This is a genomic window from Phaeobacter sp. BS52, assembly GCF_045040595.1.
Lineage (GTDB): Bacteria > Pseudomonadota > Alphaproteobacteria > Rhodobacterales > Rhodobacteraceae > Phaeobacter > Phaeobacter piscinae.
In genome coordinates, this window is record NZ_CP090662.1 from 1109005 (window position 1) to 1130819 (window position 21815).

General features: G+C 59.5%; 15 protein-coding genes and 4 pseudogenes. 14 read left to right on the forward strand and 5 right to left on the reverse strand.

What is annotated here, in order from left to right; all coding sequences use genetic code 11:
• Window positions 1-30 precede the first annotated feature (30 nt).
• Together L0Z65_RS05435 and L0Z65_RS05440 are read right to left on the reverse strand one after the other, a co-directional pair.
• Entirely contained in the window at window positions 31-2787 is a 2757-nt protein-coding gene (locus tag L0Z65_RS05435) for a CheR family methyltransferase (RefSeq protein WP_405111463.1), read from the reverse strand.
• On the reverse strand, window positions 2690-3283 hold the full coding sequence (locus tag L0Z65_RS05440) for a chemotaxis protein CheB (RefSeq protein ID WP_405111466.1): 594 nt from the start codon (window positions 3281-3283) through the stop codon (window positions 2690-2692). Before L0Z65_RS05440 ends, L0Z65_RS05435 begins: the two co-directional genes overlap by 98 nt.
• A 270-nt stretch (window positions 3284-3553) precedes the next feature.
• Here L0Z65_RS05440 and L0Z65_RS05445 point away from each other — a divergent pair, with 270 nt between their 5' ends.
• The 7 genes and pseudogenes from L0Z65_RS05445 to L0Z65_RS05475 all read left to right on the forward strand — a co-directional run bounded on the left by L0Z65_RS05445 (window position 3554) and on the right by L0Z65_RS05475 (window position 10173).
• On the forward strand, window positions 3554-4036 hold the full coding sequence (locus L0Z65_RS05445; protein WP_405111469.1) for a hypothetical protein: 483 nt from the start codon (window positions 3554-3556) through the stop codon (window positions 4034-4036).
• A gap of 730 nt (window positions 4037-4766) precedes the next feature.
• Window positions 4767-5904, forward strand: a pseudogene (locus tag L0Z65_RS05450) (ABC transporter substrate-binding protein).
• A 97-nt stretch (window positions 5905-6001) separates the two neighbouring features.
• Window positions 6002-6924, forward strand: a pseudogene (locus L0Z65_RS05455) (branched-chain amino acid ABC transporter permease).
• Window positions 6924-7907: a branched-chain amino acid ABC transporter permease gene (locus L0Z65_RS05460; protein ID WP_405111472.1), complete on the forward strand. Its 984-nt coding sequence runs from the start codon at window positions 6924-6926 to the stop codon at window positions 7905-7907. Before L0Z65_RS05455 ends, L0Z65_RS05460 begins: the two are co-directional and overlap by 1 nt.
• A complete protein-coding gene (locus tag L0Z65_RS05465) occupies window positions 7900-8670 on the forward strand; it encodes an ABC transporter ATP-binding protein (RefSeq protein WP_405111475.1) in 771 nt (256 codons plus the stop codon). The genes L0Z65_RS05460 and L0Z65_RS05465 overlap by 8 nt, the downstream gene beginning before the upstream one ends.
• A complete protein-coding gene (locus L0Z65_RS05470; RefSeq protein WP_040178578.1) occupies window positions 8667-9356 on the forward strand; it encodes an ABC transporter ATP-binding protein in 690 nt (229 codons plus the stop codon). The genes L0Z65_RS05465 and L0Z65_RS05470 overlap by 4 nt, the downstream gene beginning before the upstream one ends.
• A 73-nt stretch (window positions 9357-9429) precedes the next feature.
• Window positions 9430-10173 carry a glycosyltransferase family 2 protein gene (locus L0Z65_RS05475; RefSeq protein WP_405111479.1) on the forward strand — a complete coding sequence of 248 codons (744 nt, stop codon included), beginning with the start codon at window positions 9430-9432 and terminating at the stop codon, window positions 10171-10173.
• A 61-nt stretch (window positions 10174-10234) separates the two neighbouring features.
• On the opposite strand, the pseudogene L0Z65_RS05480 reads toward L0Z65_RS05475, so the two are convergent.
• A pseudogene (locus tag L0Z65_RS05480) lies at window positions 10235-11788 on the reverse strand (trimethylamine methyltransferase family protein).
• 473 nt (window positions 11789-12261) lie between these two features.
• Here L0Z65_RS05480 and L0Z65_RS05485 point away from each other — a divergent pair.
• The 5 genes from L0Z65_RS05485 (at window position 12262) to L0Z65_RS05505 (ending at window position 18047) form a co-directional block, all read left to right on the forward strand.
• On the forward strand, window positions 12262-12858 hold the full coding sequence (locus L0Z65_RS05485) for an outer membrane protein (protein WP_405111482.1): 597 nt from the start codon (window positions 12262-12264) through the stop codon (window positions 12856-12858).
• 408 nt (window positions 12859-13266) lie between these two features.
• Entirely contained in the window at window positions 13267-13797 is a 531-nt protein-coding gene (locus tag L0Z65_RS05490; protein ID WP_405111485.1) for an outer membrane protein, read from the forward strand.
• 305 nt (window positions 13798-14102) lie between these two features.
• Window positions 14103-15521, forward strand: a complete 1419-nt coding sequence (cysS, locus tag L0Z65_RS05495) for a cysteine--tRNA ligase (protein ID WP_405111488.1) — start codon at window positions 14103-14105, stop codon at window positions 15519-15521.
• A 115-nt stretch (window positions 15522-15636) separates the two neighbouring features.
• Window positions 15637-17268 carry a citramalate synthase gene (gene cimA, locus L0Z65_RS05500; protein ID WP_405111491.1) on the forward strand — a complete coding sequence of 544 codons (1632 nt, stop codon included), beginning with the start codon at window positions 15637-15639 and terminating at the stop codon, window positions 17266-17268.
• Window positions 17268-18047 carry a squalene/phytoene synthase family protein gene (locus L0Z65_RS05505; protein WP_405111494.1) on the forward strand — a complete coding sequence of 260 codons (780 nt, stop codon included), beginning with the start codon at window positions 17268-17270 and terminating at the stop codon, window positions 18045-18047. Before cimA ends, L0Z65_RS05505 begins: the two co-directional genes overlap by 1 nt.
• 90 nt (window positions 18048-18137) lie before the next feature.
• Here L0Z65_RS05505 and L0Z65_RS05510 read toward each other — a convergent pair whose 3' ends face one another.
• A complete protein-coding gene (locus L0Z65_RS05510) occupies window positions 18138-19364 on the reverse strand; it encodes an MFS transporter (RefSeq protein WP_024097132.1) in 1227 nt (408 codons plus the stop codon).
• 92 nt (window positions 19365-19456) lie between these two features.
• Here L0Z65_RS05510 and L0Z65_RS05515 point away from each other — a divergent pair.
• Both L0Z65_RS05515 and L0Z65_RS05520 read left to right on the forward strand, forming a co-directional pair.
• A pseudogene (locus tag L0Z65_RS05515) lies at window positions 19457-20126 on the forward strand (DNA-3-methyladenine glycosylase family protein).
• Complete coding sequence (locus L0Z65_RS05520; protein WP_040169209.1) at window positions 20123-20788, forward strand: alpha/beta hydrolase; 666 nt, start codon at window positions 20123-20125, stop codon at window positions 20786-20788. The pseudogene L0Z65_RS05515 and the gene L0Z65_RS05520 overlap by 4 nt, the downstream one beginning before the upstream one ends.
• Before the next feature lie 40 nt (window positions 20789-20828).
• On the opposite strand, the gene L0Z65_RS05525 is transcribed toward L0Z65_RS05520, so the two are convergent.
• Window positions 20829-21527: a pseudouridine synthase gene (locus L0Z65_RS05525; protein ID WP_405111499.1), complete on the reverse strand. Its 699-nt coding sequence runs from the start codon at window positions 21525-21527 to the stop codon at window positions 20829-20831.
• Window positions 21528-21815 lie beyond the last annotated feature (288 nt).

The following is a 21815-nucleotide window of genomic DNA, read 5'->3' on the forward strand; positions in this document are numbered from 1 at the left end:
TTTTTTGTGTTTCCTCTGGTGTGAGGGCGATCAGCTGTCAGCCTCCTGCGCCTCGCGGAAGATACCCACCAATTGCGTCACCTCGCCGTTGTCGTCGCGGATTGCCAGCCCCTGGCTCTCCACGCGGATTTCGGCACCATCGGCGCGGATCAAACGTTTGATGAATGTGAAGCCGTTGCCCGTCTCGATGGCCTCAGAGACGATGCGCTGCACATCCTCCCGGTCATCGGGGTGGAAGAAGGAAATCGCGCTGTCGATCTCCGGATCATAATCCTCGGGTTTTACGCCATGGATCTCATAGACCTTGGGCGACCAATAGGGCGTCTGACCATCAGCGTCGATGGACCAGAACCCGATCCCGACCATATCCTGAACCAATTCCGCCTGCATCAGCAGCGCCTCAGCCCGTTCGCGTGCCTCCACGGTTTCGGTCACATCGGTGCCGATGGTGAAAACTGTTGGTTCCTCGGTGATGTGATGCGGGAAACGGTGGCGGTCCATGCTGATCCAGCGGTCACCCTGACCATCGGGCAAGCTCACCTGCAGCAGTTCATTGTCAAACCCGTCCTTGCTGTCGAGCACCTTTGCATCTTCCCGGAGCATCTGCTCATCAGCGCCAGCGTCCGATGCGAGTGCAAAGAGATTCTTTGACAGCGCCTTGCCACGGCTCAGCCCAAGGAGTTCCGCATAGGCCGAACTGATCCGCAGGATCTCTCCGCTGCGGGTTCGATTGAGCAGCAGCAGATTGGAGTTGTCGAGGATCATCTCCATCTCATGGGCCATGCCGGGGAATTCCGACACCACCATGGTCACGCCAAGGATCTGCCCGTTGACATCGAAATAGGGCGAGCAGGTCAGGCGGATGCGGGTGCCCTTGGAGGTGAATTCCTCGGTCACAGTCTGGCCAAGACGCAGGGCCTCGCTGCAAATCGGCGCCAGAATTGGAAACCCTTCGGGCAGGGCGCATTGGCTGATGTGCGGGCTGGAAATCGGGCGGCGGATATTGAACATCCGGGTCGCCGCCAGAGTTGCCTGAGTGATCTGCAGGGCGCTGTCGGCCACCACAATCGCCAGTGGCGTGCTTTCCAGAACGGAAATCAACTCGCCAGTACGGCCGCTCAGCTCGGAGGCGGTGACCTGAAGTTCCTCGTTGACGGTGATCAGCTCTTCGTTGGTGGATTGCAGTTCCTCGTTTGAGGTCTCCAGCTCCTCATTGGTGGCTTGCAGTTCCTCATTGGTGGATTGCAGCTCCTCATTGAGTGACTGCAGTTCCTCGTTCGAGGTCTCCAGCTCTTCAATCGTCTGCTGCAGAGCTTCGCGGGTTGTCGCGACCTCATTCTCAAGATTGCGGATCCGTTCAAAGGTGGCGTCACCTTCCTCACCAACAATCGGTGTCTCACTCATCCGGGAGCGGTCAACCGTGACCGGCGTGAAGACCACAAGCGCCGCGCGTTCGCTGATGTCCTTGGCGATAATCGGGTAGACGTCGAGGCGGATCTCCTCGTCGTCATTCTCTGCCAAAAGATGGCGCACGCCGCCCTTGTGAGCGCCGTTTTTCAGGGCGATGGTGATCAGGCTGCGCGCCTCTTCACGCAGGGGGCTGCGCAGCAGATCAAGATGCATCCGCAGCGAACTGGTCTCATTGACCTCAATAAACTGACTCACCGAGCCATAGACCCGCGCGATGGAGAAATCCTCGGTGACCAGAAGCGAGTTTTTGCCCAGGGACTGAGCCAATGCCTCAAACAGCTGACGGTCGGTGGAGGGCCCCGGCTGTGTCGGCGGTTTGATGGTTGGCCGTTGCGCCATCATCGGCACTGATGGCATATTATAGGGCTGCTGGGCCTGATGGGCGCGCAGGGATCGCTTGCGGTAGACATGGGATGCGGAGCGGTCCTGGACGAACAACTCATCCGATCCGGCGACACTCTCGGCAGTGCCGAGGAACAGCAAACCATGCGGTGACATCGCATAGTGGAATCTCGACATGACCTTCTGCTGCAGTGGGTTGCCGAAATAAATCAGCAGGTTGCGGCAACAAATCAGATCGACCTTCTGAAATGGCGGATCCTGGCAGACGTTGTGGTCAGAGAACAGAACCGCATTGCGCAGGTTGTCAACAACCCGGACGCCATCGGTCTGACGGATCAGGTATTTATCCGCAAGTTCAGAGGGGATATCGTTCAGCGCCGCAAGGCTGTAGACCCCTTTTCGCGCGGTTTTCAACGCATCCTTGTCGATATCAGTCGCGAAGATCTGCACCCGCGATTTGAGCTGGTTGGTTGGATTGCCAAGCGCCTCAGAGACCACCATGGCGATCGAGTAGGCCTCTTCGCCGGTGGCGCAGCCAGCGACCCAGATCCGCAGCGGGCCGGGGCCGCGCTCCTTGATCAGCTGGGGGAGCAGCGCTTTCAGCAGTTCGAATTCTTCGCGGTCGCGGAAAAACCGTGTGACCGAAATCAGCAAGTCCTTAAACAAGGCATCAACCGCATGCGGGTTGTTGCGGCAGAACTGGGTGTATTCCTCCTGGGTTTCGATCCCCAGGGCGATCATGCGCCGCTCGATCCGGCGGCTGATGGTTGTCTGTTTGTAGTCGCGGAAATCCACGCGGGTGCGCGCCAGAAGAATTTGTAGCAGATCCGACACCGGCGAGTCCCGCAAGCTGTTCTCATGCCGGAAGGAGGTGAAATCACGTGGGGAAGAGAGGATCTTCTGCAGGTTGGCGCCGATATCTTGCGGCCGCAGCACGAGATCGACGCAGCCGGTCTGCACCGCAGCTACAGGCATTCCATCGTATTTCGCGCTTTCGGCGTCCTGCGCAATGGTGATGCCGCTCGGCCTCCCGAATGGCCTGTACGCCATAGGCGCCATCACTGCCGGTCCCCGAAAGGATGATCGCCATGGAGTTGTCGCCGTTCTGCTCCGCAAGGCTGACCAGGAAGCGGTCGACCGAGGGGCGCGGCGTACCGGGTTCGGCATTGGGATCTTGCAACAGGTGCAGGCGACCATCTGAGAAGATGACATCGCTCTTGGGCGGGGTGATGTAGACGACATTGGCCTCGGGGATCGTGCCATTTTGTATGGTGCCGACCTTCAGCTGGGTCTGCCGCGCCACCAGCTCCGTCATCAGGCTTTTGTGGTGTGGCGACATATGTTGGACAACAACATAGGCCGCAGGCACATCCACCGGGAGCGTCGCAACCAGCTCACGAATGGCTTCAAGTCCGCCTGCGGAAGACCCGATGCCGATAATGGTCAGGTCCTGAGTTGTTTGCGTTGTCATATGTGTGCCTATCGTCTACCGTCTTTTTTATCTATTAACGTCTTCGGCGCTACAAGGTCCATGACCAATTGGGAAAAAGGTCGAGTTGGGGAGCGAACTGACGTGACGTGTCCGGGGGGGGTAGGATGTGAAATTGCAATCCAGGGTTGCATAAATCTTGACTGAGATTGTTACTTCAACCTACGCTGTATCAATGATTTGTAAACTACTCCTAACTAGAAATTAAAACATCTCCAGTGATACAGGTTGGGTGTGATGAACGTGGTGGCTATGACTGACAGTATTGAGGCTGGAGAAGACCAACGGCGGTTCATCGTGAACCTGATGGCCGAGAAGGGCGAGACCCCTTATGTGCGGTCCTGCGAAGTGGTCAGTCCCGCGTTCCGCAACAGAACATCCTTTGTGAATACGATGCCCCTTGATGAGGTGTTTTGCGATTCCATTGCGGAAGGATTGCAAGACTGCGTCAACATGCTGTCCGGCGAAACACAGGTCATCTCTCTGCCGTCCCTCATCCTTGAGGTGCCGGGACTGGTACTGGCAGGGGCACATGTCCTTACTACCGTTAACGAAGATGGCAGCCAGTCAATCATCATCCGCTTCCGGATCAGCCTTGGCGGCATTGGCTACGCGTTCCGCCCTGATGTGGGTTTCGGGGCAGGGCTTGAGGATCTGACCCGCGAGGTGAGCGCACAGGTGCTGACCGATCTGGCATTGCCGCTGCTCAATGTGCTGTCCGCGACCGAAGCCTAGCCTGGTCGATGCCGAAAGTGCCATCAGCTCTCTGAGCCAGCAGCTCGCCGACCGGGTTCATGAAATCCGCTTTCAGATCGAACTTGTGAAACGCTACACCGATGGACTTGAGCGTCAGCGCAACAGCACGCAGGGCGCGGATCCCGCGAAAGATCAGCCACGTCGGCTTAGATCCTGCTAAAAAACACCAGCATCTATCAAATTAAGGTTGCATTAAATGCGGTGCATGGTGATGGGCGTGCTCCCTTGTCGTACTCTTTCGTGGGCGCATTCTGGTCCGCACTGATGTTTTCGCATATCGTAGTAATAGCGGTCCAAGGGCTGCGCGAGGGATGCCTCATTCCCTTACGATATGCGGCAGGGCCACTATTAGGCTTGCTCTCACGGCCCTAACCAGCTGGTGAAGCGGGCGCTCTCCATCAGAAAATCCCTAGATCGGCCGTGTCTGTGTCGGGATGATAAGTTTTAAGGTTAGATATTTTAATCTTGAAATAAATCCCAACTTCAGCCTAGGCTTCCTTGAAGGGCTGATGAAACGGTCCTTGGACATAGCGCGACCTGTCTCCTGCGTATGTGCTCTGCCTCCGGCATGAGCGCGTTTGCGTGGACTGACAAATCGGGAGAACGCCGCAAAAAGCTGGCGCCGTGCGGTCCAATCAGAAAGAGTAAGCAGCGGGGAGTTGCCACAGAAGCGGCCCCCATTGCTCAGACAGATCAGGGAGATGGATCAATGACGACACTGAAGACTATGGCACTGGCGACGGCCGTATCAACACTGGCCCTGGCCGCGGGCGCCGAGACCAAGATCGGTATGATAACAACACTCTCCGGTGGCGGTGCGGGCCTGGGCGTCGATGTGCGCGACGGTTTCATGCTGGCGATGGAGCAGGCGGGCCGCGACGATATCGAAGTGGTGATCGAAGACGATCAGCGTAAACCCGAAAGTGCCGTACAGATCGCCGATCAGATGATCCAATCAGAGAAGGTCGATATCATGACCGGCATCATCTGGTCGAACCTCGCTATGGCGGTGGTTCCGGCGGCCACGGCGCAAGGTGTATTCTACCTGTCGCCCAATGCCGGTCCGTCAGCACTGGCCGGAAAGCGCTGCCATGAAAACTACTTCAACGTGGCCTGGCAGAACGACAATCTGCATGAGGCGGCGGGCGCCTATGCCAATGATGCCGAGCCTCAAGAACAGCTATATCCTCGCCCCGAATTACCCGGCTGGGAAGGATGCATTGACCGGCTACAAGCGGATGTATCAGGGCGATCTGGCCGGTGAGACATACACCAAATTGGGTCAGACCGATTACGCGGCCGAAATTGCGCAAATCCGCGCCTCCGGTGCCGACAGCGTCTATTTCTTCCTGCCGGGTGGCATGGGGATTTCCTTCCTCAAGCAATATGCAGACAGCGGTGTCGATTTGCCGGTTGTTGGCCCGGCCTTCAGCTTTGATCAGGGCATTCTTCAGGCGGTCGGTGGTGCTGCACTGGGGATCAAGAACACCTCGCAGTGGAACAAAGACCTCGACAATCCGGCCAACACAGCCTTTGTCACCGCCTTTGAGCAGAAATATGAACGCCTCCCTTCGCTCTATGCAAGCCAGGGCTACGACACCGCAAACCTGATCCTCAGCGCATTGGACAAGGCAAGTGTTGATGACAAGGAGGCCTTTCGCGCGGCGCTGAAGGCTGCGGAGTTCGACTCCGTTCGGGGCGATTTCAAATTCGGTGACAACCACCACCCGGTCCAGAACATCTACGTCCGCGAAGTCATTCAGGAAGGGGATGTTTTCACCAACAAGATCATCGCAACCGGTTTGGAAAGTCACGCTGACGCCTACGCGGCAGAGTGCAAGATGTAAGACAATCTGAGGCGTGCGGGTCGGTGAGAGATCCGGCTCGCATCCTCCCATTCCAATTGCTGCGGGGCATCATGCTCTGCCTTGGTGGAACGAATTCATGTCCCTCATACTTATACTGGAGCAGATCCTGAACGGATTGCAGTTCGGGGTGATGCTCTTTCTCATGGCGGCTTAGCCTGACCTTGGTCTTTGGTGTCATGGGGCTGATCAATCTGGCGCATGGTGCGCTTTATATGGTTGGTGCTTTTGCCGCCGCGGTTGTTGCGGCCTGGACCGGCTCATTTGTTCTGGCCCTGATCGCCAGCCTGGCCGCCGCAGCTGCGGCTGGCGCGCTGGTCGAACTTCTGGTGATCCGGAAACTCTATGACCGGGATCATCTGGATCAGGTGCTGGCCACGTTTGCGCTGATCCTGATCTTCTCGGAAGGCACGCGCTGGGTCTTTGGATCCTTCCCTCTGTTTCTGGATGTGCCGAATTATCTGTCGGGTCCGATCAGCCTGCCGGGGGGCATTGAATACCCGCTTTATCGTCTGACCATCATTGCCATTGGTCTCGTGGTCGCAGCCGGGTTGTTCTGGCTGATCGCGCGCACCCGTATCGGGATCCAGATCCGCGCTCGACGAAAGTGACCGGGAGATGATTGCCGCACTTGGTGTCGATATTTCAAAGCTTTACACGCTAGTCTTCGCTCTTGGTGCAGCGCTTGCCGGGCTGGCCGGTGCCTTGGTCGGAGCCATCCAGTCGGTGCAGGTCGGCATGGGTGAGCCGGTGCTGATCCTGGCCTTCGTGGTGATTGTCATCGGCGGCATCGGTTCGATCAAGGGGGCGATGGTCGGGGCATTGTTGGTGGGGCTGACGGATACACTAGGCGGGGTGTTCCTGCCGCAGGTGTTTGCGCTGTTCATGGAGCCTGCCAGTGCGACATCCGTCGGGGCATCGCTGGCGTCGATGCTGATTTACATCCTGATGGCGCTGATCCTGTTGGTGCGCCCGTCCGGTCTCTATGGGGGGCAGCACTGATGAGCCGTGAAAACCTGTTGAACGCTGCGGTGATCCTGCTGCTGCTCGCGATCCCGCTGTGGGCGCATATGGCAGAAGAGCCGTTTCTGATCACCCTCGCCACAAAGGTCGCAATCCTTGCGCTGGCTGGGGTTGGTCTCAATATTGCGCTGGGGATTGGTGGGCTTGTGAGCCTAGGCCATGCTGCATTTTTCGGGATCGGCGGTTATGCGATGGGAATCCTGGCGGCCCACGCGCAGAATTATGAACCGCTGGCCGAATGGCCGATGCTGATCGAAGGCACCAACCAGATGCCGGTGATCTGGCTGGTGGCGGTTGTTGCTAGCGCGCTTGCGGCACTGGTGATCGGTGCGCTGTCGCTGCGCACCTCTGGTGTCTATTTCATCATGATCACCTTGGCCTTTGGTCAGATGCTCTACTACTTTGCCATCAGTTGGTCAGCCTATGGCGGTGAGGACGGGCTATCGATCTGGGTGCGCAATGAGTTTCCGGGTCTGAACACATTGGTTCCTTTGCAGTTTTTCCTGATCTGTTATGCCATCCTTTGTGCGGCGCTCTGGTTTGCCGCCCGGCTGGCGCGCGCGCCCTTTGGTCTGGCGCTTTCTGCTGCGCGTCAATGCGAGGCGCGGGTGGAGACGGTTGGCATCACCCCTTACCAGCTGCGTCTGACGGCCTTTGTTATCTCAGGCGCGATCACCGGTCTCGCCGGGGCGCTGTTTGCCGATCTGAACCGTTTTGTCAGCCCCACCATGCTCAGCTGGCATACCAGTGGTGAGATCATGATCTTTGTCATCATCGGTGGCGTGGGTCGGCTGTTTGGCCCGGTCATCGGCGCTGCGCTGTTCATCCTGCTAGAGCATCTTCTGGGCGGGATCAGCGATTACTGGCAGATCTACCTGGGCGGGCTGCTGCTGATGATCGTGCTTTACGCCCGTGGTGGCGTGATCGGTGCGATCAGCGGACGGGAGGTGGCCCATGACTGATCTAACGGGCGCAAAACGGGTCCTGGAGGTCAGGGATCTGAGCAAATCCTTTGGCGCGTTGCAGGCCAGCAAGAACATCTCTCTGGATCTGCGCGTCGGTGAAATCCATGCGTTGATCGGCCCCAACGGCGCCGGAAAATCAACCCTTATCAAGCAGATATCCGGCGAACTTCGTCCTGATAGCGGATCCGTCTCACTGCTTGGTTGCCCGGTTGATGACCTGAACCGCGTCGCACGAGCCCGGATGGGGCTGGGGCGCACCTTTCAGATCTCCGCGCTCGCGATGGATTTCACCGTGTTGCAAAATGCGGTGCTTGGCGCGCTTGGTGCGCGGGGTGGCGTGTTTCGGTTCCTTGGCAATGTGATGCGAGACAAGACACTGGTGGCGCAGGCGGAACAGGCGTTGGAGCGCGTGGGCCTGCTGAGCGATGCAAAGCGGCGGACCGCTGATCTGTCACATGGTCAACGGCGCCAACTGGAGGTGGCGGTGGCGCTGACGCTGCAGCCAAAACTGTTCTTGATGGATGAGCCGATGGCAGGTCTTGGCGCGGGCGGATCGCAGGCGCTGACCGGATTTTTGAACACACTGCGCCACGAGGCGCCGATCCTTCTGGTGGAGCATGATATGGACGCGGTGTTTGCCCTGGCGGATCGGATCAGCGTGCTGGTTTATGGCGAGGTCATAGCCACCGGCACCACCGATGAGATCCGCAACAACGCTGAGGTGCGACGCGCCTACTTGGGTGAAGAGGAGGCGGTATGATGTTGCTATCTCTTAAAAATGTTACTGCATCATATGGACCATCTCAGGCCTTGTTTGGTGTGGATCTGGACATTGGCGAAGGTGAAGTGGTGGCGCTGATGGGGCGCAACGGGATGGGTAAATCCACCACAATCAAGACCATCTGCGGCATGCTGCCAGCGAGTGAAGGCACGCTGCATTTCGCCGGAAATGACCTGCGCAAGCTGCCCTCACATAAAATCGCGCGCCTGGGCATCGGGCTGGTTCCTGAGGGCCGCCGGTGTTTTGCCCCACTCACAGTCGAAGAAAATTTAAGAGCTGCTGCACGGCCCGGCCCCTGGGATTTTGCCATGGTGGCAGATCTCTTTCCGCGCTTGGCGGAGCGGCGTGATCAAACGGCGTCGTCTCTGTCCGGAGGCGAGCAACAGATGCTCGCCATTGGCCGCGCGCTGATGATCAACCCGCGGCTGCTGATCCTGGATGAGGCCACCGAAGGGTTGGCGCCAGTGGTGCGGCAGGAGATCTGGGCGGCGATTGCACGGCTGAAACGCGACAGTGGCCTGTCGATCCTGGTGGTGGACAAAACGCTGCGGGAACTGGCTGCCGTGGCGGATCGCGCGGTGATCGTGAACAAGGGCACGACGGTTTGGACAGGTGCGATGGGCGCGCTGACGCCCGAGCTGAAGGACCGCTATCTGGGCGTTTAGGCAGGTCCGCGGCTTGGACTTGCGCTGTGGCTTTGCTAGGCAGGGCAAAACAGCCCCGGCCAAGGAACCCGCCATGCCTGCAATCACCCTCTGCATTCCTGCCTATGCCATGGGCGGGGATGGTGCGCGTTACCTTGCGGATTCCTTTGACCATCTCTGCCACCAGAGTTTTAGCGATTTCGATATCGTCGTGTCAGATCAATCCGATGACATGGCGGTTGCGCAGGTCTGCCGGGACTATGCCGACCGGCTGACCATCACCCATCTGTGGAACCGCGAGGGGTTGCGACAGGCATCGGCCAATGTGAATAACGCAATGGCCCATGCAACCGGCGATATCATCAAGGTTCTGTTCCAGGATGATTTGATCATAGATCCCAACGGGTTGACGCATATACATGATGCAATGGGGCAGGGGGCGGACTGGTGCCTCTGCGGCTCTGGTGTCACGCGGGACGGCAGCAGTGTGACCCGTCCGATGCGGCCCCGCCTGACGGATCGGATGCATTTTGGCAAGAACACGGTATCCAGCCCCTCGGTTCTCGCCATGCGCCGGACTTCGGCCATGGAGTTCGACGAAGCCTTGATCTGGCTGATGGATGTGGACCTCTACAAACGTCTGTGGGATGCCTACGGAGATCCCGTGGTGGTGCCAGACACAGTGATCGCCAACCGCATGCACGAGGGGCAGGTCAGCGCCTCTGTCAGCAAGGCGCTACGGCAGAAAGAGCTGCGATACATGGGCAAGAAATTCGCCAAGACCACAAGCTTTCGTGGCTGGCTGGAATATTTGCGGCAGCGGCTGAAGGCGATCTGACATCGGCGACAAAGGTCACCTATGGGCAGTCTGTGACGATGCCCACAGATATATCAATGGCTTATCTGGGCAAGTGAATGTTGAACCGTTCCCGCAGCGCCTGATCCAGAACCGGGTCGAATTGTGCCTGCGAGGCTTGGCTCAGGATTTGTTCCTTGCGGGCCACCGCCTTTTCTATGAGGTCGGGTTTGTCCAGTTCAGCCCATTCCTTGGGCGAAGTGCGATCCCCGAATGTCGGGTAGACAAAATCCTGCTGCATCCGGCTCAGCGTCGCGTCCGTACCCAGATAATGGCCCGTACCGCTAAGGCAGACTTCAGCGATCTGATCAATGGCGACGGTATCCTCGCTCACCTCAATCCCGCGCACACAGCGCATGGCCTGACCAAGCATATCGTCGCTCAGGATCAGGGACTCAAGACAGAACCCAAGCAGTGAGGCGTGCATTCCAGCTGCTTCATACACCATGTTGCACCCCGACAGCCCCGCCATCACGTTGGAGCACATCTGCTCCCATCCGGCCTGCATGTCGGGCAGTTTGCTGTCAGAGGCGCCAGCGGCGGCCCCGCCCGGCAGGTCATAAAAATGATGCATCTGCGCGCAGCCCGCCGTCAGCAGGGCCTGTTCTCCAGATCCGATCGACATCGCCCCGGTTCGAAGATCGAGCCCAAACGGCCAGGTGCCAAAAATCGCGGGCGCGCCGGGTTTGACGGCGTTGACATAAACCAGACCGGCCAGGCATTCGGCCACCGCCTGCACAATCGCGCCTAAGCAATTGTTGAGGGGGCGGTTGCGCCAGCCATGCCAGCGGACAACAGGAGAACCGGCATGCCGCCCTTGATGCACAGCTCCATCACCTCGCAGCTTTCGGTGGCGAACTTCATCGGGGGCACAACGAAGCAGTTGGAATTGGACATAAACGGACGCTCGCGCCATTTGTCCTCACCGCCTGCAATCATATGCAGCATCTCCAGAGCCGAGCGGCACATGGCTCGGCTCGGTAAAGGATGTTCCGATATGTTTCAGCGTGCCAGAGCAGCTTGCGTAGACCGTATTCAGGTCCATTTCCATATTGTCGAGGATATCGCGGCACACCATGGGCCGTTGCAGGAAATGGACATTGTCCAGCTGGTCGGTGATCCGGGCCGCGTCGTGCAGATCCTGCACAGTTGAATCGCGGTATGTCCGACCATGAACATCAACCACATGGACCGCAGCGCCGGCGGTACCATAATGCACCCGGCTACCGGAGAGTTCGAGATCGTTTTTGCCATCCCGGCTGAACAGGGTGACTGATCTGTTGGCCTTGGCAATCGTGTCCTCGACCAGGGCGCGGGGGAAGCGGATGCGTCCGTCGTCGCCTTCGATACAGCCCGCAGCTTTCAGATAGGCGACCCCGCTGGGGGGCGCATCGGCAAGGCCGATCTGCTCCAGAGCATCCAGCGCGGCTTGGTGAATGCGTGCGACACCGGCGTCGCTGAGCGGGCGATAGAGCCCGCCCTCCAACCCGGCCCGGATGGGGCGCAGATGGTCGGCGAGGGGGGCTGCACGGGCAGCACGGCGGGCAGCGCGACCGCCACTGCGGGCCGCACGAGGGGAGTTCGATTGATCTGTCATAAGCTCTCTCAGGGTCTGAAATGAAATCTGAATGCTTCAGACCCGCTGCGGTCGTCCCCGTGCCGCCCGACCACGGGACGCGCCGATGGTGCGGCCGATCAGGTTGATGACCCACCGTTCCCCTGACTGTTTCCCTGGCTGGCTGGCTGCCATGTCGCTGCTCCGTTGTGCTCTGGACATCGTTGCACAGAGGGCGACCGATTCTATCTCATTTGCGACTTTTGTGAAATTTCCGACCAATATTTCACTACCAAGATGCGCAGGCTGCCGGGTCAACGCTCCATGACGATCAGTAAAAATATATATATTTTAAACCCTTATCGAGAGAACTTCGTCTTTATTTGCACCCTTTGCTGAGGCACCCTGAGCACACCGTAATGCTGAACCCGATATTAAACATTTGCAGAGATACTGGTCGGAGATGGGCAATCACGCGCGCCTGAATGGCGCGCCGTCAGAAAAGGGCAGTGCCGATGACACCGGCCTTCATTCGCAGCACAGACCATGATCTCTTGGTGCATCGCAGGCAGCGGCGCCGGGGGATTTGGGCAAATGGGTGCGGATCAGCCCGGCGGGCGGCCATTGCGGGGTTTGCTGCGGCGGTCTTTGCAGCGGCGCCGGGTTTTGCGGGTGACTGGAGCGGCTTCTTCCTCGGCGCCTCCATGGCGCGGGCGCAGGCAGCAGCATCAGAGCGCGGCTCGGTGAGCGCGTCTGGGCTTCATCTTGGCTATGATCATGACTTTGGTCGCGTGGTGCTGGGCGGGGAGGTTGAGGTCGATCGCAGCGGGCGTGTCCGCTCTGACCTGAATGAGGAGCAGACCCGGCGGATCAAACTGCGCGCCGGATATGACATGGGGGAGACGCTGGGATATGTCACCATCGGCTCCGCGCGCAATGAAACCGCCACAGATAGCGACAATGGCGCGGTCTATGGCCTGGGGCTCAGCTACTCGCTCAACCGTGCTCTGCGGGTCAGCGGGGAATACCTGCACCAGAACGCAAGCGATGGCGCGGCCGTTCAGGCGCCGTCCCGGGATATCCTGTCGATCCGCGCCTCCTTTCAGTTCTGACAGCAGCCTTCTCACCATCCACCAGCAGCGCCTCAACCTCGGCCGGGCGATCCGCGCAATATGCCGATTCCGAGCAGGATACGGGGCCCGGATCCTGAATCCAGATAAGCGGCGGTTGGCCGGTCGGGCGAGATGCTGGCGCGAACCTGCCAATCGGCGATTAGCTGCCTGAACTCAATCGGCAGGAACCTGCCTCAGACGCTCATTTTGGGCCAAATAATGCGCAGAAATTCGGAAAAATATGCCGGGGTCTGGAACAAAACGGCTGTCGATCTTCTTTAGGAGGGGCAGACGCGAGAGTAGCGCGTCGACGCAGAAGACACATGTCGAAAGACAGACAAGGAGAAGTCGAGATGACTCGTATCGTATCCATGGCCGCTATCGCCGCCGCCCTGAGCACCCCAGCCTTTGCTTAGCAACCTGGAAGAGCCGGTCGTAGCCCCGGCTCCTGCCGCTCCGCCAGTTGTGGTGGCCAATGACGGCGGCGACTGGACCGGTGCCTATATCGGTGGCCAAATCGGGCAGCTGGACGCAGATACCAGCAATGGCCTGTCAGGGGATGATGTCTCTTACGGTGTGCACGCTGGCTACAACTATGATTTTGGCCGCTTCGTGCTGGGTGGTGAGATTGACTATGACGCCACCGATGTTGATCTCGGCGGTGGTGCCGCCACTGTGGACTCGGTGATGCGCGGCAAGGTGAAGGCCGGGTATGACTTTGGCCCCGTGCTGGCCTATGTGACCGGCGGTGTGGCGCAGGTTGATACCTCTGTTGGTGATGAAACCGGTGAATTCTACGGTATCGGCGTGGCCTACCGTGTGACCGACCAATGGACTGTCGGTGGCGAAGTGCTGGAGCATGACTTCGACAATCTGGGCAGCTCCGGCATCAGCGCCGATGCGACCACCGTGTCGCTGCGGGCGTCCTACCAGTTCTGATTTGACCCACCGGGGTTAAAGGCGGCGCGTCCATTGCGGTGGGCGCGCCGTTTTGCGTTGGCGTGAGGCCTCGGTCTGAATTGCAGGCTTGGCGGGACGATGCGCGCGTGTTATGACAACTCCATGAACCGGATTTGCAACATTATTACTTGCTGCATTACCTGCTGAAATAATCAGCGGGCTGGTTTCTGTCGTTCCCTTCTTTTGAACAAGTTGCTAAGCCCGCGCTGCGCGCCGCGTATCTGCGGCACCCGTTGGGAGAGTGGCCAGAGGCGCATGCGCTGCGGTCAGACGAAGGATTTGTGATGACGACGATCAAGCTGCACAACACCCGCACCCGAGGCAAAGAGGTGCTGGACCCGCTCAATCCCGACGATGTGCGCCTCTATCTCTGCGGGCCAACTGTCTATGACCGCGCCCATCTGGGCAATGCGCGTCCTGTGGTGGTGTTTGACGTGCTCTATCGCCTCTTGCGCCACGTCTACGGCACCAATCACGTGACCTATGCACGCAATTTCACCGATGTGGATGACAAAATCAACGCAACCGCGCTGGCCCGGAAGGAAGCAGGCGCGCCGGGTACGTTGGAAGAGCTGGTACAGGAGCGCACCGAAGAGACTATCAGCTGGTATCTGGCTGATATGGCTGAGCTGGGCGCGCTGGAGCCGGATCACATGCCGCGAGCAACCGCCTATATTCCGCAGATGATCGCGATGATCGAAGACTTGATTGCCAAGGGCCATGCCTATGCCGATGGCGCGGGGCATGTGCTGTTCTCGGTCAAGAGCTACAAGGACTACGGCGCGCTGTCCGGCCGGTCGGTGGACGACATGATTGCCGGTGCGCGGGTCGAAGTGGCGGATAACAAACGCGATCCGATGGATTTCGTGTTGTGGAAACCCTCCACCGATGAGTTGCCGGGCTGGGACAGTCCCTGGGGCCGGGGTCGTCCAGGGTGGCATATCGAATGCTCCGCCATGAGCCATGAGCTGTTTGGCGACAGTTTTGATATTCACGGCGGTGGCAATGACCTGATGTTCCCGCATCACGAGAATGAAATTGCGCAAAGCTGCTGTGCCCATCCGGAAGGCGATTTTGCAAAAATCTGGCTGCACAATGAGATGCTGCAGGTCGAAGGCAAGAAGATGTCCAAGTCTCTGGGCAACTTTTTCACCGTGCGCGACCTCTTGGATCAGGGCTATCCCGGGGAGGTCATTCGCTTTGTGTTCCTGCAAACGCATTACCGCAAGCCGATGGATTGGACCGACAAAAAGGCGGAGGAAGCAAGGCAAACACTAGCGAAGTTCTATTCTGTATTGATGGTGCCGGGTGAGTACGCGAAGCCGGGATCTCGTGGTGTATATCTCAATACGGATGTCTATCAGCCTGATGAAAAGATAGTTGAGGCAATCGCAGACGATCTCAATACGTCCAAGGCAATTTCAATACTGCATAAGCTATACAAAGAAGAGCGTTACCAGCTTCTAATTGGTTCGATGGTATTCCTTGGCCTGTTGAATGAAGAGACCGACATTGACCACCTTTCAAGACCAGAAGGTTCTTCCTATTCGGCTTGGACGGGCAACCTAGGACAATATGTGTCGATCTTAGAAGATGCTCGTAAGTCTGCTATGGAAAAGAAAGATTTTTCTGAAGTAGATCGCATTAAGGCCCTTCTTATCGATGCCGAGCATCGAAGTTCGCATGTCAAAAGCTGGCGTTGAACTGGTGCCCGGCCCGTCGTTTGATCCCAGCAAATTGGACGCGATCTAGCACCACAACACATCACGGCCCTCTGAGGGGAGGGCCACCCTCATTTGCCAAGCCATAAGGCCAGCCATGACCAAAGAACGTCTTTACCTCTATGACACCACGCTGCGCGATGGGCAGCAGACCCAGGGTGTGCAGTTCTCGACCACCGAGAAGGTGCAGATTGCCACGGCGCTGGACGGGCTGGGGGTAGACTACATCGAAGGGGGCTGGCCCGGCGCCAATCCGACTGACAGCGGGTTCTTTGATGCGGCCCCGCAGACGCGCGCAACCATGACCGCTTTTGGCATGACCAAACGGGCCGGGCGGTCCGCGGAAAACGACGATGTTCTGGCGGCGGTGATGAATGCCGGCACCGGGGCGGTCTGTCTGGTGGGCAAAAGCCATGATTATCACGTGACCCATGCGCTGGGGATCACGCTTGAGGAGAACCTCGACAATATCCGCGCCTCCATCGCGCATCTTGTGGCGCAGGGGCGCGAGGCGCTGTTTGATGCCGAACATTTCTTTGATGGCTACAAGGACAACCCGGACTACGCGCTGGCAGCATGCCGCGCCGCGCTTGAGGCGGGCGCGCGCTGGGTGGTGCTGTGCGATACCAATGGTGGCACCTTGCCCGGTGACGTCGGGCGGATCGTGGCGGAGGTGATTGCGGCGGGGCTGCCGGGGGATCATTTGGGCATTCACACCCATAACGACACCGAAAACGCGGTGGCCTGTTCGCTAGCAGCTGTGGATGCAGGGGCGCGGCAGATCCAAGGCACGCTAAACGGATTGGGGGAGCGCTGCGGCAATGCCAATCTGACCACGCTGATCCCCACACTGCTGCTGAAACACCCCTATGCGGACCAGTTTGACATCGGTGTCAGTCGCGATGGGTTGAGCACGCTCACGGCGCTCAGTCGGATGCTGGATGAGATTCTGAACCGGGTGCCAACGAAACAGGCCGCTTATGTTGGGGCTTCTGCCTTTGCCCATAAGGCCGGGCTGCATGCCAGCGCGATCCTCAAGGATCCGAGCACCTATGAGCATATTGACCCGGCATTGGTGGGCAATGCGCGTATCATCCCGATGTCCAATCAGGCCGGGCAGTCCAATCTGCGCCGTCGCCTGTCGGAGGCCGGTTTGCGCGTGGAGAACGGCGATCCGGCGCTGGCGCGTATTCTGGAACGGATCAAGACCCGTGAGGCCGAGGGCTATTCCTATGACACCGCGCAGGCCTCGTTCGAGATCCTAGCGCGTGAGGAGCTGGGGCAGCTTCCAAGCTTCTTTGAGGTGAAGCGCTATAAGGTCACGGTGGAGCGGCGCAAGAACAAGTATGACCGGATGGTCTCCCTCTCTGAGGCGGTTGTGGTCGTCAAGGTGGATGGCCAAAAGCTGCTGTCGGTGAGTGAATCGCTGGACGAAACGGGCAGCGACCGGGGGCCGGTGAACGCGCTTGCCAAGGCGCTGACGAAGGATCTGGGCCAGTATTCCAAGGCGCTGGATGATATGCGGTTGGTCGATTTCAAGGTGCGCATCACCCAAGGCGGGACCGAGGCGGTGACCCGCGTCATTATCGACAGCGAAGATGGCAAGGGGCGGCGCTGGTCAACCGTTGGCGTCAGCGCCAACATAATAGACGCGTCGTTTGAGGCGCTGCTGGATGCGATCCGCTGGAAACTGTTGCGCGATACCGATGCGGCGGGTGGTGCGGCCTGATGATCCCGTTTGATGATGATCTGACCGCCTGCGCCGATCTGGTGCACAAAGGCGATCCCGATCGTTTTGCCACGGTGATGGCGGCGCCGGTCGAGGCACGTGCGCCGCTGTTTGCGATCTACGCGTTTAATCTGGAATTGGCGCGCGCGCCCTGGGCCTCATCCGAGGCGATGATCGCGGAGATGCGTGTCCAGTGGTGGCGTGATGTCGGGGAGGAAATCGCCGCGGGCGGCCCGGTGCGTCGGCATTTTGTGGCAACACCGCTGGCCAAGGTCCTGACGCCAGAGCTGGCGGGGCATATTGATGCCATGGCAGAGGCGCGCCGCTGGGATATCTACCGTGACCCGTTTGAAGATGAGGCGGCGCTGGCCGATCACATCGACAAGACCACAGGGTCTCTCATGTGGATGGCGGCGGCAACGCTGGGCGCATCGGATGAGGCGCTGGTGCGCCGGTTCGCCTATGGGGTTGGGGTTGCCAATTGGCTGCGCGCGATCCCGAAACTGGTCGCGGAAAAGCGTATTCCCCTGCTGGACGGCACGCCGTCAGGCATAAGTGCGCTGGCAAAAGCCGGGCTGGAGGCGCTGAAGGAGGCGCGCGGGCAACGCGCCAAACTCACCAAATCCGCGCTGCCGGCGCTGCTTCCCGGCTGGCAGGCCGCTGCGATCCTGCGGCAGGCCGTGGCAGAACCGCAGCGCGTGGCCGAGGGTACATTGGGCACCAGCGAGTTTCGCCGCCGCGCAGGCCTGATCTACCGGGTGTCAACCGGACGCTGGTAACGGGCTCAGGCCTCCAGATGAAAAAGACGCCTGTGGTTTCCCGTCAGGCGTCTTTTTTGTCGGTTTATCATCACGAGCGCGAGTGTGTGCTCAGGCCTTGCGCAGAGCCCGCGGCTTCAGCATCAGCCACAGCAAAGCTCCGCCTGCCAGCACCAGGAAGGGCGCCATGGCCATGTTCACAGCGGTCCAACCTTCGACCGCACTGCCGCCGGAACAGTTCATCAGACCACCAGAGGCGAGCGAGGCGAAGGTCACGCCGCCAAACACCAAGAGGTCGTTCAACCCCTGCATCCGGCCGCGCTCATAGCTCTCATGCGCGCCCGCCAACATGGTGGTTGCACCGATGAAGCCAAAGTTCCATCCAATGCCCAGCAGGACCAGCGCGACAAAGAAATTCTCCAGATCAACGCCTTGCAGCGCGACAGCCCCGGCTGCGGCAAGGATCACAAGGCCAGCGCCGACAATCTTTTCCACGCCAAACCGCGCGATCAGATGACCGGTAAAGAAGGACGGCACATACATTGCCAACACGTGGGCGGTCACCACATCGGCGGCGCTGCCTTCGCTAAAGCCACAGCCAACAACCGCCAGCGGGGTTGAGGTCATCACCAGGTTCATCAGCGCGTAGGACACCATGGCGCAGATCACCGCCACGGCGATGGTGGGCGTGCGCAGCAGCTCCAGACGGCTGCGCCCCTTGGGGGCGTCTTCGCTGGGGACAGGGGGTTTGGGGATTTTGAGGAACAAAAACAGGATTGCACCCAGGACGTTCACTGCAACCACGGCCATATAAGTGCCGAGGAAGGGGATCACAAAGGCCTGGCTGGTCGCCTTGACGATTTGCGGGCCAATGATGGCCGAGAGCAACCCGCCCGCCATCACATAAGAAATCGCCTTGGGCCGAAACGCATCGGACGCGGTGTCCGTCGCGGCAAAGCGGTAAAAGCCCTGCGCGCTCATATAAATACCGGTGAGGAAGCTGCCCAGCAGGAAGATGGGAAAAGAGCCAAGGTAGAGCCCATATGCCCCAATGACACCGCCAAGTGTGCCGCCAGCGGCGCCCACAAAGAAGCCCGCCTTGCGCCCGTACCGCTGCATGATCGCAGAGATCGGCGTGGCCGCCAGCATGGAACCGGCGACGATCAGCGAAATCGGCAGCGTCGCGAAACAGGCATTGCTGGCAAGCGATTGACCTGCGAGACCACCAATGGTGAAAATCATCGGCATCTGCGCACCCAGAAAGGCCTGCGCAAGCACGAGAATGACAACATTGCGTTTGGCGATGCGGTCGTCGGGGAGGGGGAGGCTGTCAGTCATGACAGATGCGTATCCCTGAATATCCGACAGGGCAAGATTGATGCTGCATCAGTGCGCTATGCGCGCGAAAAAGACGCAAGGAGAGGTCACATATGACAGGATCGAAAAATCCGGATGCGGTGGGGGTGGCCAACGTCGGGCGGATCATCACCAGTGACGCCTGTGTGCGCGAAGGCGCCGCGTGGCTGGCCGATCAGGACCCACGGTTTGCCGCCGCAATCGACCTCTGCGGACCGTTGCCCTTGCGCCGCAAACCCGAGGGATTTGGTGAACTGCTGAGCGCGATTATCAGCCAGCAGGTCAGCGTGGCTTCGGCCAATGCGATCTGGGGGCGGATGGTTGAGGCCGGGCTGGATACAGCACCGCAGGTAGCAGCGGCAAGCGAGGAGGATCTGCGCGCCGTCGGTCTCAGCCGTCAGAAAATCCGCTACGCCCATGCGCTGGCCGCGGCTCGGCATTGATTTTGACGCCCTGCACCAGCTCCCGGATGCGGAGGTGATTGCGACCCTGACGCAAGTGTCGGGCATTGGCACCTGGACGGCGGAAATCTACGCGATGTTCTCGCTTGGGCGGGCCGATGTCTTTGCCCATGGCGATCTGGCGCTGCAAGAAGGGGCACGGATCCTGCTGGATCTGCCGGAGCGGCCGAAACCCGCCGCGATGCGCCGCATCGCTGAGGACTGGTCGCCATGGCGGTCGGTTGCGGCGCGCGTGCTCTGGGCCTATTACCGGGTGGCAAAGGACAGGGAAGGGATCCGATGACACGAGTTTTGAAAGCCGAGCGCAAGGCGCCCTTGTCGGGGCAGACCCGATCCGTGGTGGTGTTCCTGCATGGCTATGGGGCCAATGGGGCCGATCTGCTGGGGCTGGCTGACCCCTTGGCCGAACATCTGCCCGACACCTTGTTTGTGGCACCGGATGCCCCGGAAAGCTGTGCAGGCGCGCCTTTTGGCTTCCAGTGGTTTCCGATCCCCTGGATCGACGGCTCCTCGGAAGAGGAATCCATGCGCGGGATGATGGCCTCCATCGAGGATCTGAACGCCTTTTTGGATGCGCTGATGGTGGATGAGGACGTGCTGCCCGAGCAGGTGGTGCTGTTTGGATTCTCGCAAGGCACAATGATGAGCCTGCATGTGGCCCCCCGCCGCGAGGATGCGGTGGCGGGGATCGTCGCTTTCTCCGGTCGCCTGCTGTCGCCGGAAACGCTGAAGGATGAAGTGGTCTCAAAAATGCCGGTGCTGCTGGTGCATGGCGACGCTGACGATGTGGTGCCGCCACAATCGCTGCCCGAAGCTGCCGAGGCGCTGGGAGAGGCCGGGTTCCAGGATGTCTTTGCCCATATCATGAAGGGCACAGGCCACGGCATCGCCCCCGATGGGCTAAGCGTGGCGCTGGCGTTCATGCGGGACAAGCTGAGCCTCTGAGCGCTGAAAGCCGTAGATGAAGCGCAAAGCCGCGTAAGGATCAGCCCTTGCGCGGCTTTCTTGGTTTTCGCGGCTTTGCTCTCGCGTTCAGTTCCGGGCAACCGGGCGTGGACGCGGCAGCCTTGCGCCGGGCGATGGCCTGTCGATTTGGCGCGGGTTTGGGTTTGGGCGGTCCGGGAATAGACGGCACCTCCAGATCCTCCCAATTGCCGGGGGACAAGCCATCAAGCGTCCAGATCCCAATCGCAGCCCGGATCAGGCGCAAAGTTGGGTGACCCACAGCAGCCGTCATCCGCCGCACCTGACGGTTACGGCCCTCGCGGATGGTCAGCGCGATCCAGCTATCAGGGACGGACTTGCGCACCCGGATAGGCGGATTGCGTGCCCAGATCCCGTCGGGTTCCTCCATCAATGCCGCTTTCGCTGGGCGGGTCAGCCCGTCCTTTAGCTCTACGCCGTCGGCCAGCGCCTGAATAGCCGCAGCATCCGGCGTGCCCTCAACCTGCACCCAATAGGTTTTTGGCATTTTATGCTGAGGGTCCGAGATCCACGCCTGCAAGCGCCCGTGATCGGTCAGCAGCATCAGCCCCTCGCTGTCACGATCCAGCCGCCCCGCAGGGTAAACTCCCGGCAGATCAATCCAGTCGCTCAGCGTTGCGCGCGGACTGCTTTCGCTGCCACGGTCTGTGAACTGCGGCAAGACGTCATAGGGTTTGTTGAAGCGGATCAATCTGGTCATCAGCCTGCAATAGGCAGCACTCCGCTGAGTGGCAAGGGGCGCGCGCGCCTCCGGCGTGGTTTGTCCCGACACGCATCAGCGTCTGGTCGTCATGCAGCTGTCACGGAAACATCCTAGTGGTTGATCTGAGAGCTGGTCTGAGACCTTGTCATAATCATTGATAATGGGGGCTTGCCAGTTGCAGGCCACGATATATAGTTAATTCAAAGCAGGGGCGGGTTCCCCGCTCTGGTGTCGGAACACAGGCAGACAGGGCGGTAGAGCCGTTGCAGAACATGCAGATCCAAC

Bases quoted from the DNA above. Each gene is read 5' to 3' on its own strand.
- L0Z65_RS05435 (WP_405111463.1), bottom strand. From the start codon at position 2,787: ATGCCTGTAGCTGCGGTGCAGACCGGCTGCGTCGATCTCGTGCTGCGG.
- L0Z65_RS05440 (WP_405111466.1), bottom strand. From the start codon at position 3,283: ATGACAACGCAAACAACTCAGGACCTGACCATTATCGGCATCGGGTCT.
- L0Z65_RS05445 (WP_405111469.1), top strand. From the start codon at position 3,554: ATGACTGACAGTATTGAGGCTGGAGAAGACCAACGGCGGTTCATCGTG.
- L0Z65_RS05460 (WP_405111472.1), top strand. From the start codon at position 6,924: ATGAGCCGTGAAAACCTGTTGAACGCTGCGGTGATCCTGCTGCTGCTC.
- L0Z65_RS05465 (WP_405111475.1), top strand. From the start codon at position 7,900: ATGACTGATCTAACGGGCGCAAAACGGGTCCTGGAGGTCAGGGATCTG.
- L0Z65_RS05470 (WP_040178578.1), top strand. From the start codon at position 8,667: ATGATGTTGCTATCTCTTAAAAATGTTACTGCATCATATGGACCATCT.
- L0Z65_RS05475 (WP_405111479.1), top strand. From the start codon at position 9,430: ATGCCTGCAATCACCCTCTGCATTCCTGCCTATGCCATGGGCGGGGAT.
- L0Z65_RS05485 (WP_405111482.1), top strand. From the start codon at position 12,262: ATGACACCGGCCTTCATTCGCAGCACAGACCATGATCTCTTGGTGCAT.
- cysS (WP_405111488.1), top strand. From the start codon at position 14,103: ATGACGACGATCAAGCTGCACAACACCCGCACCCGAGGCAAAGAGGTG.
- cimA (WP_405111491.1), top strand. From the start codon at position 15,637: ATGACCAAAGAACGTCTTTACCTCTATGACACCACGCTGCGCGATGGG.
- L0Z65_RS05505 (WP_405111494.1), top strand. From the start codon at position 17,268: ATGATCCCGTTTGATGATGATCTGACCGCCTGCGCCGATCTGGTGCAC.
- L0Z65_RS05510 (WP_024097132.1), bottom strand. From the start codon at position 19,364: ATGACTGACAGCCTCCCCCTCCCCGACGACCGCATCGCCAAACGCAAT.
- L0Z65_RS05520 (WP_040169209.1), top strand. From the start codon at position 20,123: ATGACACGAGTTTTGAAAGCCGAGCGCAAGGCGCCCTTGTCGGGGCAG.
- L0Z65_RS05525 (WP_405111499.1), bottom strand. From the start codon at position 21,527: ATGACCAGATTGATCCGCTTCAACAAACCCTATGACGTCTTGCCGCAG.